Annotated in this window: 13 protein-coding genes; 6 read left to right on the top strand and 7 right to left on the bottom strand. The window is 69.7% G+C overall.

Annotated features, from left to right (window positions below; translation table 11 throughout):
• Positions 1–50: 50 nt before the first annotated feature.
• The 5 genes from AC1PME_RS02390 to tsaD all read right to left on the bottom strand — a co-directional run bounded on the left by AC1PME_RS02390 (position 51) and on the right by tsaD (position 5352).
• On the bottom strand, positions 51–992 hold the full coding sequence (locus tag AC1PME_RS02390) for an alpha-E domain-containing protein (protein ID WP_209247453.1): 942 nt from the start codon (positions 990–992) through the stop codon (positions 51–53).
• Entirely contained in the window at positions 992–2440 is a 1449-nt protein-coding gene (locus AC1PME_RS02385; protein ID WP_254460103.1) for a circularly permuted type 2 ATP-grasp protein, read from the bottom strand. Before AC1PME_RS02385 ends, AC1PME_RS02390 begins: the two co-directional genes overlap by 1 nt.
• A gap of 79 nt (positions 2441–2519) precedes the next feature.
• Positions 2520–3839, bottom strand: coding sequence for a mechanosensitive ion channel family protein (locus tag AC1PME_RS02380; protein ID WP_430543925.1), 1320 nt, complete (start codon positions 3837–3839; stop codon positions 2520–2522).
• Entirely contained in the window at positions 3836–4189 is a 354-nt protein-coding gene (gene folB / locus AC1PME_RS02375) for a dihydroneopterin aldolase (protein WP_254460102.1), read from the bottom strand. The genes AC1PME_RS02380 and folB overlap by 4 nt, the downstream gene beginning before the upstream one ends.
• 77 nt (positions 4190–4266) lie before the next feature.
• The gene (gene tsaD / locus AC1PME_RS02370; RefSeq protein ID WP_481097179.1) at positions 4267–5352 is read right to left on the bottom strand and encodes a tRNA (adenosine(37)-N6)-threonylcarbamoyltransferase complex transferase subunit TsaD; all 1086 of its coding nucleotides are present in this window, start codon (positions 5350–5352) and stop codon (positions 4267–4269) included.
• 121 nt (positions 5353–5473) lie between these two features.
• Here tsaD and rpsU point away from each other — a divergent pair, with 121 nt between their 5' ends.
• The 4 genes from rpsU to dnaG all read left to right on the top strand — a co-directional run bounded on the left by rpsU (position 5474) and on the right by dnaG (position 9249).
• Positions 5474–5689 (top strand): 30S ribosomal protein S21, encoded by a 216-nt coding sequence (rpsU, locus tag AC1PME_RS02365; RefSeq protein WP_003465342.1) that lies wholly within the window; start codon positions 5474–5476, stop codon positions 5687–5689.
• Between the two features lie 247 nt (positions 5690–5936).
• Complete coding sequence (locus AC1PME_RS02360; RefSeq protein ID WP_254460100.1) at positions 5937–6383, top strand: GatB/YqeY domain-containing protein; 447 nt, start codon at positions 5937–5939, stop codon at positions 6381–6383.
• Positions 6384–6520: 137 nt separating this feature from the next.
• Positions 6521–7435, top strand: coding sequence for a YihY/virulence factor BrkB family protein (locus AC1PME_RS02355; protein ID WP_254460099.1), 915 nt, complete (start codon positions 6521–6523; stop codon positions 7433–7435).
• A 71-nt stretch (positions 7436–7506) separates the two neighbouring features.
• A complete protein-coding gene (dnaG, locus tag AC1PME_RS02350) occupies positions 7507–9249 on the top strand; it encodes a DNA primase (protein WP_481097178.1) in 1743 nt (580 codons plus the stop codon).
• Between the two features lie 19 nt (positions 9250–9268).
• On the opposite strand, the gene AC1PME_RS02345 is transcribed toward dnaG, so the two are convergent.
• Positions 9269–10243 (bottom strand): DUF6602 domain-containing protein, encoded by a 975-nt coding sequence (locus tag AC1PME_RS02345; RefSeq protein ID WP_254460097.1) that lies wholly within the window; start codon positions 10241–10243, stop codon positions 9269–9271.
• A 79-nt stretch (positions 10244–10322) separates the two neighbouring features.
• Between AC1PME_RS02345 and AC1PME_RS02340 the strand changes: the two genes are divergently transcribed.
• Both AC1PME_RS02340 and AC1PME_RS02335 read left to right on the top strand, forming a co-directional pair.
• Complete coding sequence (locus AC1PME_RS02340; protein ID WP_254460096.1) at positions 10323–11309, top strand: bile acid:sodium symporter family protein; 987 nt, start codon at positions 10323–10325, stop codon at positions 11307–11309.
• Between the two features lie 202 nt (positions 11310–11511).
• A complete protein-coding gene (locus tag AC1PME_RS02335) occupies positions 11512–13098 on the top strand; it encodes a thioredoxin family protein (protein ID WP_481097177.1) in 1587 nt (528 codons plus the stop codon).
• Positions 13099–13247: 149 nt separating this feature from the next.
• Here AC1PME_RS02335 and AC1PME_RS02330 read toward each other — a convergent pair whose 3' ends face one another.
• Positions 13248–15002: a methyl-accepting chemotaxis protein gene (locus AC1PME_RS02330; RefSeq protein WP_481097176.1), complete on the bottom strand. Its 1755-nt coding sequence runs from the start codon at positions 15000–15002 to the stop codon at positions 13248–13250.
• Positions 15003–15090: the final 88 nt, after the last annotated feature.

The following is a 15090-nucleotide window of genomic DNA, read 5'->3' as shown; positions in this document are numbered from 1 at the left end:
CCGCAGGCAGCGGCAGGGGGCCGGGGCCCGGCCTGGTCCCGGCCTTCGGCTCAGGAGCTGAAGTAGGCCTCGGCGATGGCGTTGTGCAGGTGGCCGAGGTGGGTCTGGATCTCGTCCATGAACCCGGCCGGGTTGTGCGCGGCCAGGTAGGCCGGGTCGGCGTTGCGCACCAGCCCGCTGATGCGCATCAGCGCGCGCTCCACCGGCGGCCGCGGCGGCATGGTCGGCAGGATGTGCTGGGCGCGGACCAGGCAGAACTGCACGCTGCGCGGGAAATCGTTGTTCTGCAGCAGGAAGCGCAGCGCCTGCTCACCGGTGACGCGTTGCCGCACGTGCCGCCGGTACATCTGGTAGGCGGCCTGGGCGCGCAGCACGCTCATCCACTGCATGGCCTGGTAGGCCTCGCGGTCGTCGGCCTGGCGCGGGGTGATCAGGCCCGAGGCGCCGGCGTCGATGATGCGCGTGGTCATGTCGGCCTGCTCGATCGCCGTGCCCAGGCGCAGGAACTGGAAGCCGATGTCGCGGCTGACGTTGGCGGTCAGCAGCCCGGACACCTTCAGGCAGGCGTCGGTGACGTGGGCCAGGAATTCCATGCGGTAACGGCGGCCGACGCTGCGCTCGCCGTTGGCGTCGATGTGCAGGTGCAGGTCGTTGACCGCTTCCCAGATCTCCTGCGGCAGGGTGTCGCGGATGCTGCGCAGCAGTTCGCGGGCGTAGCGCACCGAGCTGCGCAGCGAGGACGGGTTGCGCTCGTCCAGCAGCAGGAAGCGCACCACGTCGGCGTCGCCGACGTCGTCGCCGGCGTTGGGGAACCACAGCGCGAAGATCTCGCCGGCGCCGACCGTGTCGATCATCGGCCGCCAGGCGAAGCGCACCGAGCGCGGCAGGTCCAGCTGCAGCAGGCTGCCCACCCCGACCAGCCGCGCGGTGGTCTCGGCGCGGCGCACGTAGCGGCTGAACCAGTAGAGGTTGTCGGCGACACGCGAGAGCATCAGTCCGGCTCCTCGTCCAGGTCCACCACCCAGGTGTCCTTGGCGCCGCCGCCCTGCGAGGAATTGACCACCAGCGAGCCCTCCTCCATCGCCACCCGGGTCAGTCCGCCGGTGGTCACGTAGACGTCCTCGCGGGAGAGGATGAACGGGCGCAGGTCCAGGTGCCGCGCTGCCGGCCCGGCCTCGGTGACGATCGGCGCGGTGGACAGGCCCAGGGTCGGCTGCGCCATGTAGTTGCGCGGGTCGGCCAGGATCAGCTTGCGGAACTGCTCGCGCTGGCGCGTGGTCGAGCGCGGGCCGATCAGCATGCCGTAGCCGCCGGACTCGTTGGCCGGCTTCACCACCAGCTCATCCAGGTGCTCGAGCACGTACTGGCGGTCCTTGTCGTCGTGGCACAGGTAGCTGGGCACGTTGGGCAGGATCGGCTCCTCGTCCAGGTAGTAGCGGATCATCTTCGGCACGTAGGCGAACACCACCTTGTCGTCGGCCACGCCGGCGCCCGGCGCATTGGCCAGGGCCACCTTGCCGGCGCGCCAGCTGCGGATCAGCCCGGCCACGCCCAGCACCGAATCGGCACGGAACGCTTCCGGATCCAGGAACAGGTCGTCGACCCGGCGGTAGATCACGTCGACCCGGCGCGGCCCATACACGGTGCGCATGTAGGTGCAGTCGTCGTCGGCCACGAACAGGTCGTCGCCCTCGACCAGCTCGATGCCCATCGCCTGCGCCAGGTAGGCGTGTTCGAAGTAGGCGCTGTTGAAGATGCCCGGGGTCAACAACGCGATCACCGGCTGGTCGCCCGGGCGCGGCGACAGCGCCGCCAGGGTGTCGTAGAGCTGCGCCGGGTAGTCGTCCACCGGCAGGATCGCGCTGGTCTCGAACAGCTCCGGGAACACCCGCTTGGCGACCATGCGGTTCTCGAGCATGTACGACACGCCGCTGGGGATGCGCAGGTTGTCCTCCAGCGCGTACAGGGTGCCGTCGGCGTCGCGCACCAGGTCCGAGCCGCACACGTGCGCCCACACCCCCAGCGCCGGCGTGATGCCCACGCACTGCGGGCGGAAGTTGACCGAATGCTCCAGCAGCATCGCCGGGAACACCTTGTCCTTGACGATGCGCTGGGCGCCGTAGATGTCGCCGATGAACAGGTTGAGCGCGCGCATGCGCTGCTTCAGCCCGGCCTCGGTGCGCTGCCATTCGTGCAGCGGGATCACCCGCGGGATCAGGTCGAAGGGCAGCGTGCGGTCGACGTTGCGGCCGTCGGAGTAGACGGTGAAGGTGATGCCCATGACCCGCGCGGCGACGTCGGCGGCGAGCTGGCGTTCGGACAATTCGCGTCCGCTGAGGCTGGACAGGTACTCGATGACCCGGCGTGCGGCCGGACGTGGCTGACCGTCGGACTGGATCAGCTCGTCGAAGGTGGCCGTGCGGTACTTGCTCCAGTCCATCGCGCCCCTGGTTCCGGTGGGCCGGCAGCGAGAGGCGCCGGCATGTTGTTCCGCAACATGCCCGCAGTCGTGACAGCCGTCAAGCCACCCGCGGCGGCGGCGCATCCGGGGCGCGGCGGATCCGGGCGCTGTCCATGAACATCGCGTCGCTGGATGCCTGGAACACGCGCAGGTCGAAATTGGGCAGGATCGCCAGCAGGTGATCGAACAGATCCGACTGGATCTGCTCGTACACCGCCCAGCGGGTGTCGTTGGCGAAGCAGTAGACCTCCAGCGGCAGGCCGTTGGCGCCGGGCTCCAGTTGCCGCACCAGCAGGGTCATGTCCTGGCGCACGTGCGGGCTGGCGCGCAGGTAGTGCTCGACGTAGGCGCGGAAGGTGCCGAGGTTGGTGATGCGGCGGCCGTTGATCGGCGCCACCCCGCGCTCGGCCAGCGCCCCGTTCCAGGCGCCGAGCTCGGCGCGCTTGCGGTCGATGTACTCGCGCAGCACGGTCAGATGCCGCATCTGCTCGATCTCGGCGTCGTCGAGGAAGCGCACGCTGTGCTGGTCCAGGTACAGCGCGCGCTTGATGCGGCGGCCGCCGGCCTCGCTCATCCCGCGCCAGTTCTTGAACGAGTCGCTGATCAGCTTCTTGGTCGGGATGGTGGTGATGGTCTTGTCCCAGTTCTGCACCTTGACCGTGTGCAGGGCGATGTCGATCACGTCGCCGTCGGCGTTCTGCTGCGGCATCTCGATCCAGTCGCCGACGCGGACCATGTCGTTGGAACTGATGGTGACGCTGGCCACCAGCGACAGCAGGGTGTCCTGGAACACCAGGATCAGCACCGCCATCATCGCGCCCACGCCCGAGAGCAGGATCACCGGCGACTTGTCGACCAGCACCGACACCATCAGCACCGCCGCGACCACGCCGAGCACGATCTTGAGCAACTGCATGTAGCCCTTGATCGGCTTGTTGTGCGCGTCGGGGCGCCGCTCGTACACGCGGTTGAGCAGGTCCAGCGCGCGCGACAAGGCCAGCGCCACGGTCAGCACGATGAAGGCGGCGCAGACGTTGCGCACCACGCTGACCATCGCCGCCGGCAGGTGCGGCACCGCGCCGATGCCCAGCGACAGCACCAGCGCCGGGATCACGTTGGCCAGGCGCGGGATCACGCTCAGCTTCACTTCGTGGTCGCTGAGCACGGTGGCGCGCAGCGCCCGCCGCAACCCGCGCAGCAGGATCCGTTTGGTCACCCAGTTGGCCAGCCACGCCGCCAGCAGCAGCGCCGCGATCACCATCGCGTCGTAGGCCCAGGGATACGGCGCCAGGTCCCGCTGCAGCTCCGCGAAGAAACGCGCGCCGGGCACCGCCGCCGACGCGGCGCTGGCGCACGGCGGCCACGCCCACGCGCTCATGCGCGGCTGCGCTCGATGATGACCCCCACCGCCTGCGCCCCGCGCACCGCGCCCGGCTTGCTCAGCTTCAGCCGCAGCCAGCGCACGTCGAACTCGTCCAGCACCGCCGCCGCGCAGCGCTCGGCCAGCGTTTCCACCAACCCGTAGCCGGACTGCTCGACCAGCTCCACCAGGCGCTTGCTGACCGCCTTGTAGTTGAGCGTGTCGGCGATGTCGTCGCTGGCGGCGGGCTTGCGGTTGTCGAAGCCCATTTCCAGATCGAAGCGCAGCGTCTGCCGGATCCGCCGCTCCCAATCGTAGATGCCGATCAGCGCGTCGATTTCCAGACCTTCGATGAAGACTTTATCCATGAGGAGCCGGGATTGGGGAATGGGGATTCGGGAATGGTAAGAGCAAAGGCAAAAGCTGATGCAACCGCGGAGCCGCTTTACGAATCCCCAATCCCGACTCCCGACTCCCGCGTTGCCGCCGCCAGCGGCGGCAACGTCGCCATGTCCCAGCGCGGCGTCACCTGCACCGCAGACGCGGCGTCGTGCAGGCCGGCCTGCAGGCGCAGGGCGCCGGCGAAGGCGATCATCGCGCCGTTGTCGGTGCACAGCGCCGGGCGCGGGAAGCAGGCGCGGCCGCCGCGCGCCTGCGCCATCGCCTGCAGCTTGGCGCGCAAGCGCAGATTGGCGCCGACGCCGCCGGCGACCACGATGGTGTCGCTGCCGGCCGCCTCCAGCGCGCGCTCGCACTTGATCGCCAGCGTGTCCACCACCGCATCCTCGAAGCCGCGGGCGATGTCCGCGCGCACCGCCTCGGACTGGTCGCTGTCGCGCCAGGCCAGCAGCACCTGGGTCTTGAGCCCGGAGAAGCTGAAGTCCAGGCCGGGCCGGTCGGTCATCGGCCGGGCGAAGCGGAACCGCCCCGGGGTGCCCTGGGTCGCCAGCGCCGCCAGCTGCGGACCGCCCGGATACGGCAGCCCCATCAGCTTGGCGGTCTTGTCGAAGGCCTCGCCGGCGGCGTCGTCCAGGGTCTCGCCGAGCAGGCGGTAGCGGCCGATGGCCTCCACCGCGATCAGCTGGGTATGGCCGCCGGAGACCAGCAACGCCACGAACGGCGGCGCCGGCACCCCGTGCACCGGGTCCGGATCCTCCATCAGCGGCGCCAGCAGGTGGCCTTCCATGTGGTGCACGCCGATCGCCGGCACCTCCAGCGCCCAGGCCAGGGCGCGGGCCACACCGGCGCCGACCAGCAGCGCGCCGACCAGACCCGGGCCGGCGGTGTAGGCCACCCCGTCCAGATCGCGCACCCGCAGGCCGGCCTCGGCCAGGGTCTGGCGGATCAGCGGCAGCAGCTTGCGCACGTGGTCGCGGCTGGCCAGCTCCGGCACCACCCCGCCGTACTCGGCGTGCAGGGCGATCTGGCTGTACAGCGCATGCGCGCGCAGCGCGGCAGCCCCGGAACGCGTGGTGTCGTAGACGGCGACGCCGGTTTCGTCGCAACTGGATTCGATGCCGAGAACGTTCATGGGTGCATTGTGCGGCCGAATCGGCGGCAGGCCAAACGCGGCGCTTGCAGCCGCGAAATCTGTCGCTATAATGTGCGGCTCGCCGGGCCTGACCCGGTCACCATTGTGTCCCGGAGATTCCATGCCCAGCGTTAAAGTCCGCGAGAACGAGCCCTTCGAGTTTGCGCTCCGTCGCTTCAAGCGCACCTGCGAAAAGGCCGGCGTGCTGGCCGAAACCCGCAAGCGCGAGTTCTACGAAAAGCCGACCCAGGAACGCAAGCGCAAGGCCGCTGCCGCGGTGAAGCGCCAGCTGCGTCGCACCTCGCGCGACGTCACCAAGCGCCAGCGTCTGTACTGAGGATCGCGGCCTGCGGTAGCGGAGTGTGCCGGTTTCGGCATCCGCTACGGTAAGCCCAGGGAGCCGGCACGCGCAAGCGTCGCCGGCTTTTTGCGTGTCCGGCCGCTGGGGCCAGGTACGCCGTTCGCACGATCTCGGTCCCCTCTCTTTCCCCTCGGCAGCCCCGTGCCGCCTCGGCCCCAGGCCCGCGCAGGCGCGGTTGCCTAGAATGCCGATCCCCTTCCTTATCTTCCCAGTGGAGCCCCTCATGACCCTCAAGCAGCAGCTCACCGACGACATGAAGGCCGCGATGAAGTCCGGCGACAAGCACAGCCTGGGCGTGATCCGGCTGATCAACGCCGCGATCAAGCAGAAGGAAGTGGACGAGCGCGTGGAGATGGACGACGCCGCGGTGATCGCGGTGATGGACAAGATGGTCAAGCAGCGCAAGGACTCGGTCAGCCAGTACGAGGCCGCCGGCCGCGACGACCTGGCCCAGGTGGAGCGCGAGGAGATCGTGGTGATCGAGCGCTACCTGCCGAGCAAGATGGGCGAGGCCGAGATCGTCGCCGCGATCCAGGCGGCGATCGCGCAGACCGGCGCCAGCGGCCCGGCCGACATGGGCAAGCTGATGGGCGTGCTCAAGCCGATGCTGGCCGGCAAGGCCGACATGGGCCAGGTCTCGGTGCTGGTCAAGCAACAGCTGGCCGGCTGAGCACAGCGGCGGAGCCGGCGGCGGGCTTCACCCGCCTTTCGGCGCCGGGCTGCTACAACCCCCGGCAAGCCCGCGCCCCCTTCAAGCGCGCAGTGCGGGACCGGCGTTGCGACGCCGCGCGCCGAAGGTCCGCGCCCATGTCCCTGCCCCTGTCGTCCGATCGCCTGCACAAACATCTCGACCGCCTGCAGCAGAGCCTGCCGGCCGCACTGGTGCGGCGCTTCGTCGAGATCGACGTGATGACCCAGGCGGCCTCGCTGTCGTTCTATGCGCTGCTGTCGCTGGCGCCGCTGCTGGTGCTGCTGCTGTGGCTGACCGCCTCGCTGTACCCGCAGGCGCAGGAGACGCTGATCGCGCAGATCGGGCAACTGGCCGGACACGGCGCCCGCGAGGTCGCGCAGACCGTGATCGACAACGCCAAGAACCAGCCCAACATCGGCTCGCTGGCCGGGCTGTGGAGCACCCTGCTGCTGTTCGTCGGCGCCACCGCGGTGTTCGCGCAGTTGCAGAACGCGCTGAACCTGATCTTCCGCACCGACAAGCAGCACCTCGACGGCATCCTGGCGTGGCTGAAGAAACGCGTGTTCTCCTTCGGCGTGGTGTTCGCGCTGGGCTTCCTGCTGCTGATCTCGATGATCCTGACCACGGTGCTGCAGGTGGTGTTCGCGCGGATGCCCTCGCTGCTGCCGGCGGTCGGCTACGTCTCGACCCTGGCGATCTACGTGCTGGCCTTCGCCGTGCTCTACCACTACCTGCCCGACCGCCGCGTGGAATGGCGGCAGGCGGTCATCGGCGGCGCCATCACCGCCTGCCTGTTCGTGGCCGGGCGCTACGCGATCGGCCTGTACATCGCCACCGCCGCCCCGGGCAGCGCCTACGGCTCGATGGGCGCGCTGGTGATCCTGCTGGTGTGGATCTACTACGCCACCGTGGTGTTCTTCGTCGGCGCGCTGATCACCGCGGTGATCGACGAGCGCCTGCACGCGCGGCGCACCCTGGACGCTGCAGGCATCGACGCCCGCAGCGCCGCGCCCGCGCCGCCGGCGCCCTGATCGCACCGCGCTGAACCGCGGACGCGGCGCCCGGCCAGCGTGGCGGCGCACGCGCGTGGCATCCTATACGGATGGCCCGCATCCCCGACGCATTCATCGACGACCTGCTCGCCCGCACCGACATCGTCGAGGTGATCGGCACGCGCGTGCCGCTGAAGCGCCAGGGCAAGGAATACGCGGCGCGCTGCCCGTTCCACGACGAGCGCTCGGCCTCGTTCACGGTGTCCCCGACCAAGCAGTTCTACCACTGCTTCGGCTGCGGCGCGCACGGCACCGCGATCAGCTTCCTGATGAACTACGACCGCCTCGAGTTCCTCGACGCGGTCGACGAACTGGCCAAGCGCGCCGGCATGGAAGTCCCGCGCGACGCCCAGCAGCGCGGCGCCGCGCAGGCCGCCGGCGACGACCACCGCGACCTGTACTCGGCGCTGGACGCGGCCGCCAAGTTCTTCCAGCGCCAGCTCGAAGGCAGCAACAAGGCCCGCGCCTACCTGGACGGGCGCGGCGTGGACGCGGAGAACCGCGCGCGTTTCCAGATCGGCTATGCGCCGGACGGCTACGGCGCGCTCAAGGATGCACTGGGCACCGAGGAGCGCCGGCTCAAGCTGCTGGACCGCGCCGGGCTGTTCTCCAAGAACGACCGCGGCCACGTCTACGACAAGTTCCGCGACCGGGTGATGTTCCCGATCTTCGACCGCCGCGGCCGGGTCATCGCCTTCGGCGGCCGCGTGCTCGACAAGGACGACGGCCCCAAGTACCTGAACTCGCCGGAGACCGCGCTGTTCCACAAGGGCCGCGAACTGTACGGCCTGTGGCAGGTGCGCCAGGCCAACCAGAAGATCGAGCGGCTGATCGTGGTCGAGGGCTACATGGACGTGGTCTCGCTGTTCCAGTTCGGCGTCACCCAGGCGGTGGCGACGCTGGGCACCGCGACCACGCCGGACCACGCCGAATTGCTGTTCCGCAATGCGCCGGACGTGTTCTTCTGCTTCGACGGCGACGCCGCCGGCCGTCGCGCCGGCTGGAAGGCGCTGGAATCGGTGCTGCCGCGGATGAAGGACGGGCGCCAGGCGTTCTTCCTGTTCCTGCCCGACGGCGAGGACCCGGACACCATCGTGCGCAAGGAAGGCGCCGCGGCCTTCGACGCGCGGCTGGTCCAGGCCACGCCGCTGTCGCAGTTCTTCTTCGACGAACTCTCGCGCGAGATCAACCTGGGCACGCTCGACGGCAAGGCACGCCTGGCCGAGCGCGCGCGGCCGATGCTGGCGCAGATTCCCGACGGCGCCTTCGGCGACCTGATGCGCCAGCGCCTGGCCGAACTCACCGGCATCGGCGCCGCCGCACCAGCCGCGTCCGCGGCGGCGGCGAATCGGCCACCGCCGCGGATGCCGCGCCCAGCGCACAAGCGCAGCCTGGTGCGCGAGGCGATCGTGCGCCTGCTGCAGGCACCGTCGCTGGCGCTGGATCTGCCGCCGCCCTACCCGTTCGCCGGCCTGCGCCTGCCCGGCATCGAGTTGATGATCGAGCTGCTGCAGATCGTGCATGCGCGCCCGGAAATCACCACCGGCGCGCTGCTCGAACACTTCCACGAACGCGAGGAACTGGCCGCCCTGCAGAAGCTGGCGGTGCAGGAGATCGCCGGCGAGACCGCCAGCTGGCGCCAGGAGCTGCACGACGTGGTCGTGCAGTTGGAAAGGCAGACGCTGCAGCAGCGCCTCGAAGAACTGACCGCCAAGCAGCGCGCGCATGGGTTGGACGAGACCGACAAGTACGAGCAGCGCGAACTGCTCAAGGTGCTGGCGTCGTTGCGCTGAGTCCGGCCCCGCGTGACCGCTAGCTCAATGGCATGTACCGAAACCTGGGAAACAGGTGGTCCTGCAAGTGCGCAGGAGAAAAGAATTCGTAGATCCATGTCCGCGATGCCGCCAGCGCACATTCGGTGGCGAACATAAGGATGTGCAGCGCGTCGTCGCTGGCCGGAAGCCAGCGCCATCCGCAGTCCACGCCCTCCCGGCACGGGAACGGATAGGGCAGCTTGCGCGGCTCACCATCGTCGCCGGGACCGGAGGTGTAGTACGAAAGCAGGCCGTCCTGCAGGCTCAGCAACAGATTGTGGCGCAGGTAGGAATCGGGCGAGCAGGGATAGAGCTTGGCAAGCGCCTTGTGAAAGCCGGGACTGTTCGGATCTTCGCCGCTGGGCCACTCGATCTTCTCGCAGACCAGAAACGTCATCAGATTCTGTTGCTCGATCCGCTGCGGTTGGAACAGACATAGCCGATGCATATCCAACTGGTCCCGCGTCGCGCTCTCCTGCCCGATCTGGCCCCACAAGCTGAACACCGCATCGGTCGGCGCCACCGGCAGGCTGGGCGGGCAATGCGCCGCCCGCAAGCGTTTGGTCTCGGCGAGTTTATGCAAGGCTTCGCAAAGCGCGGAGAAGGTCAATGTCGACTTCACTTCGCCGACTGCCGCGCAGGTTTCCGTCGGGAAGAACACCCGTCCGCCCGCCACATCGAGGCTGGGCGTGGCATCGCGATCGTAGAGGACGACATCGCACTGCGTACTGCTGGGTTGCTGCGCCGTACTCAGGAAGCCGCTGCCGATGGCCAGGCGCGCCGGCAGATGCGATACCAGCAGCGTGCGCAGCAGTTGTTCGCGATAGACGCCAAACTCCCCGGAATGGAGAAGACCATTGCGCTTCTCCTGGTCGCGAAAAATATGCCGACTCATCGCCAGATAGTCGTCGCGAAACTTCCTTGCGGTGTTCAAGGCCAGCGCCTGCATGGCGAGAGAAGCATTCGTCTCCATCGAACAACCTGCCGGCGCCAGTGTGTATGTGTGTGAGAATATCTGCTTGACTTACAGCCTTTTCCCCCGTCATCACATCATGAAACATCTTCTCGCGCGCCTGCGCATCGAACCGTTCACCCTGGCGCTGCTGTGCACGGTGCTGCTGGCCTCGCTGCTGCCGGTGCAGGGGCGCGCGGCATCGGTGATGGACGTGGTCACCGATCTGGCGATCGCCGCGCTGTTCTTCCTGCACGGCGCGCGGCTGTCGCGCGAGGCCATCGTCGCCGGCGCACTGCACTGGCGCCTGCACCTGACCATCCTCGCCTCCACCTTCATCCTGTTCCCGCTGCTGGGCCTGCTGTTCAAGCCGCTGTCGCACTGGCTGCTGACCCCGGACCTGTACATCGGCGTGCTGTTCCTGTGCACGCTGCCATCCACCGTGCAGTCGTCGATCGCCTTCACCTCGATGGCCGGCGGCAACGTGCCGGCGGCGGTGTGCAGCGCCTCGCTGTCGAGCCTGCTCGGCGTGTTTCTGACCCCGCTGCTGATGGGCCTGCTGGCCGGCGCGCAGAGCGCCATGGCCAATCCACTGGAGGCGATGGGCAAGATCATGCTGCAACTGCTGGTGCCGTTCGTCGCCGGGCACCTGCTGCAGCGCTGGATCGGCGGTTGGGTCGAGCGTCGCCGTGCGGTGCTGCGCTACACCGACCAGAGCACCATCCTGCTGGTGGTGTACACCGCATTCAGTGCGGCGGTGGTCGAAGGGCTGTGGCGCAAGACGCCGCTGCCGGCGCTGCTCGGCGTCGCCGTGGTCGGCGCGGTGCTGCTGGCGCTGGCGATGACGCTGATCACCTTCGGCGCGCGACGCCTGGGCTTTTCCCGCGAGGACGAGATCCCGATCGTGTTCTGCGGCTCCAAGAAGAGCCTTGCCACCGGCGTGCCGATGGCGAAGGTGCTGTTCGCCAGCGGCAGCCTCGGCGCCATCGTGTTGCCGGTGATGATCTACCACCAGATCCAGCTGATCGTCTGCGCCGTGATCGCCCAACGCTACGCGCGCGCTGCGAAGGCGGAAGCGAAGCGCTAGCGGCCGAACGGCAGGGGGCGGTGGAACCGGCCCGCAGGCATCCCGCGCCGGCATGGCCCCGAACGCGCCGGTCTGCGCCGCGTGGCGCAGGTCGGGGCGGCATATGCAGATGCGCAACCGGCATGTACGGCCACGACGACGGCTGGGTACAGTAGGCGGCCGGCACGGCCGGCGCCACGCCTCCTCCCCATCCGGTGCCCCCATGAGCCGCATGTCCCGCCGTTCCGCGACGATCTCCGCCAGCCTGGCCACCCTGCTGGCGCTGAGCGCCTGCCAGAAACCGCCCGCGCCCGCCGCGCCCAAGCCCGCCGCGGCGGCGCCTGCCGCCGACAGCGCCGGCATCGCCTGGCGCGAGGGCGACGTCGACGACGCCTTCGCCGAAGCGCGCGAACACAACAAGCCGGTGCTGCTATACTGGGGCGCGGTCTGGTGCCCGCCGTGCAACCGGCTCAAGGCCACCCTGTTCAAGGACCCGGCCTTCATCGCCCGCACCCGCGCCTTCGTCGCGGTGCACCTGGATGGCGATTCGGAAGGCGCGCAGGCCTGGGGCGAACGCTTCGGCATCAAGGGCTACCCGACCATCATCGTGCTGCGCCCGGACCGCAGCGAGATCACCCGCCTGGCCGGCGACAGCGATACCGCGCGCCTGGCCGAGGCGCTGCGCGTGGCCGCGACCCGCACCACCACCTCGGCGCAGTTGCTGCAGCAGGCGCTCAAGGCGCCGGCCACACTCGGCGCCGACGACTGGACCCTGCTCGGCGAGTATGGCTGGGACGTGGATGCGGCCCAGTTGATCAAGCCGGGGCAGGCGGCCGACGTGCTCGCGCGGCTGGCCGCGGCCGCGCCGCAGCCGGCATTGCGGCGCCGTTTCGCGCTGCTGGCGCTGGCCGAGCAGGATCCGGCCCAGGCCACCGCCACGGACGCCAAGCGCCGTGCCGCCGAGCGCGACCTGCTGCAGGCAGTGCTCGCCGATCCGGCCGAGGTGCGCGCCAACCGCAGCACGCTGACCTATACGGCGCGCGAACTGGTGCAGGCCGCGGCCGCCGACGCCGCCGAGCGCACCACGCTGTCGAACGCGCTGACCCATGCGCTGGATCAGGTCTATGCCGACAGCAGCCTGCCGATCAGCGATCGCCTCGAGACCGTCGAGGCGGACATCGCCCTGGCGCGGTTGGCCCAAGGCCAGCCGGCCAAGGCCGGCGACGGGCCGCAGCCGCCGCTGCCGCCGGCGGTGGTCGCCAAGGTGCGGCAGCGCGTGCAGTGGGCCGAGCAGGCCGCCAAGACCGACTACGAGCGCCAGTCCACGATCAGCTCCGCCGCCAGCCTGCTCGACGAAGCCGGCGACAGTGCCGGCGCCGAACAATTGCTGCTGGCCGAACTGCAGCGCAGCAAGACGCCGTACTACTACATGCCGGAACTGGCCGGCCTGGCGCAGGCGCGCGGCGACAAGCAGACCGCGCTGTACTGGCTGAAGAAGGCCTACGAGAGCGCCGAAGGCCCCGCCACCCGGGTGCAGTGGGGCGTGATCTACGTCAATGGCCTGGTCCAGCTGCAGCCGGACAATGCCGCCGCGATCGAGGCCGCCGCCAGCCAGGTCATCGGCGAACTGGCCGGGCAGCCCGACGGCTACCACCAGCGCACCCGGCAACGCTTCGACACCCTGGCCAAGACCCTGCAGGACTGGAGCAAGGCCCATGACGGCAGCGCGGTGCTCGCGCGGCTGCAGCAAAAGATGCAGCAAAGCTGCGGCAGCCAGGCGCGCGACAGCTGCCAGCACTGGCTGGGCTGAGGCCGCCAGGGAGGCGCGACCGCGACGACAGCGCCAGGCATTATCGGCATTCGCCGACCGCAGCACCAAGGCGCCGCCAGCCACGACGCCAGCCGCGACGCCGGCATCGGCTCGCCGAGGTCGCCGCGGCGCGGTTGTCCCGCGCCGTCTTACGCCACCGGCGCGCAAGACGCGCCGGTGCGTCGAGCGCTCCCGATCAGGCCGCCACGCGGACCGGCGCCGCCGGCTGGCCGGCGCCCTGGCTGCCGGGGCGGCGGCCGCTGCCGGTATGCGCGTTCAGGCCCTGCGCCTGCCCTTCCAGCGCGCGCGGCCTCGGCCATTTTTTCGACCAGCGCCGCGTTCTGCTGCGTGGCCGTGTCCATCTGCACCACGATCTGATTGACCTGGCCGATGCCGGCGCTCTGCTCGCGGCTGGCGCCGGCGATGTCGGTCATGATCCGCTGCACTTCGCGCACCGAGCCGAGCAGTTCTTCCATGGTGGCGCCGGCGCGCGCGACCAGCGCCGAGCCGCGATCGACCTGCTCGCTGGACCCGGCGATCAGGCCGCGCACTTCCTTGGCCGCGTCGGCGCAGCGCTGGGCCAGGCTGCGCACTTCGGTGGCGACCACGGCGAAGCCGCGGCCCTGCTCACCGGCACGCGCAGCTTCCACCGCCGCGTTCAGGGCCAGGATGTTGGTCTGGAAGGCGATGCCGTCGATGACGCTGATGATGTCGGCGATCTTGCGCGACGCGCTCTCGATGCCGGCCATGGTCTGGACCACGTCGCGCACCACCTCGCCGCCGCGCTGGGCGACGTCGCTGGCGCCGTCCACCAGCCGGTTGGCGTGGCCGACGTGCTCGACGTTGCGCTGCACGGTGCCGGTGATCTCCTCCATCGAGCTGGCCGCCTCTTCCAGGGCCGCCGCCTGCTGCTCGGTGCGCCGGGCCAGGTCGCTGTTGTCGTCGACCATTTCCGCGGCCGCCGTCTGCAGGGTATGCGCGGCCTCGCCGAGCTGGCGCGCGGCGTGGATGTCCAGCAACGCGCCGACCGCGCGCAGCGGGGTGCCGTCGGCGGCGCGCTTGGTCAGGCCACGCGCGCGGAACCAGCGGTACTCGCCGCTCTTCAGGCGCAGCCGGTACTCGACGTCGAAGCCGGTGCGGCCAGTGCGGTCGTTGAGGTGCGCGGCGAACGCGTTGAGCGCGAGCTGCGCGTCTTCCGGGTGCAGGCGCGAGGACCAGCTGTCGAGCACGTTGGGGAACTCGGCCTCGGAGGCGAAGCCCAGCAGCGAACGGAACTGCGGCGACCACCAGAACTCGTTGGACGGGTTGATCGGATCGCCCGCGATCACGCTCATGTCCCACAGGCCGTCGTTGAGCATGTCCGCGCCCAGTTCGAAGCGGGTCAGGACCACGTCCAGGAACGCCTCGCGCTCGCGCCGCTCGGTGATATCGGTGAGCGCGCCGGCCACGCGCAGCGGCGTGCCCTGGGGATCGCGCTGGGTGGTGCCGAGCGCGCGGAACCAGCGGTACTGGCCGTTCTTCAGCTGCAGCCGATACTCCACGTCGTACGGGGTCTGGCCGCTGCGGTCGGCCAGGTGCGCGGCGAACGCGTCCAGCGTGGCCTGCTTGTCCTCCGGGTGCAGCCGCGAGGCCCAGCTATCGAGCACGTTGGGGAAGTCCAGCTCGGAGGAGAAGCCCAGCATCGCGCGGAACTGCGAGGACCACCAGAATTCGTTGGACGGATTGATCGGATCGCCGGCGATCACGCTCATCTCCCACAGGCCGTCGGTGGTCGCGGAGGTGACCAAGTCGAAACGGCCGCGCAGATAGTCCAGATCGGCGCGGGCGCTGTCGGCCTGTGCACGGGCGCGGTCACGTTCGGCCTCGGCCTCGCGCAGGCGCTCCAGGGTTGCCTGCAGCTTCATCGCGTCTTGCTTGCTCTTGCCCCACATACCTGCCTCCCGCGGCTTTGCCGATTTTGGTCGTTCGCTCGATAGCGACCGCGACTGGCAA

Source organism: Xanthomonas sp. NCPPB 901 (assembly GCF_056725085.1).
The sequence above is the reverse complement of the archived record's forward strand: the minus strand, read 5'-3'. Positions and strand labels throughout refer to the sequence as shown.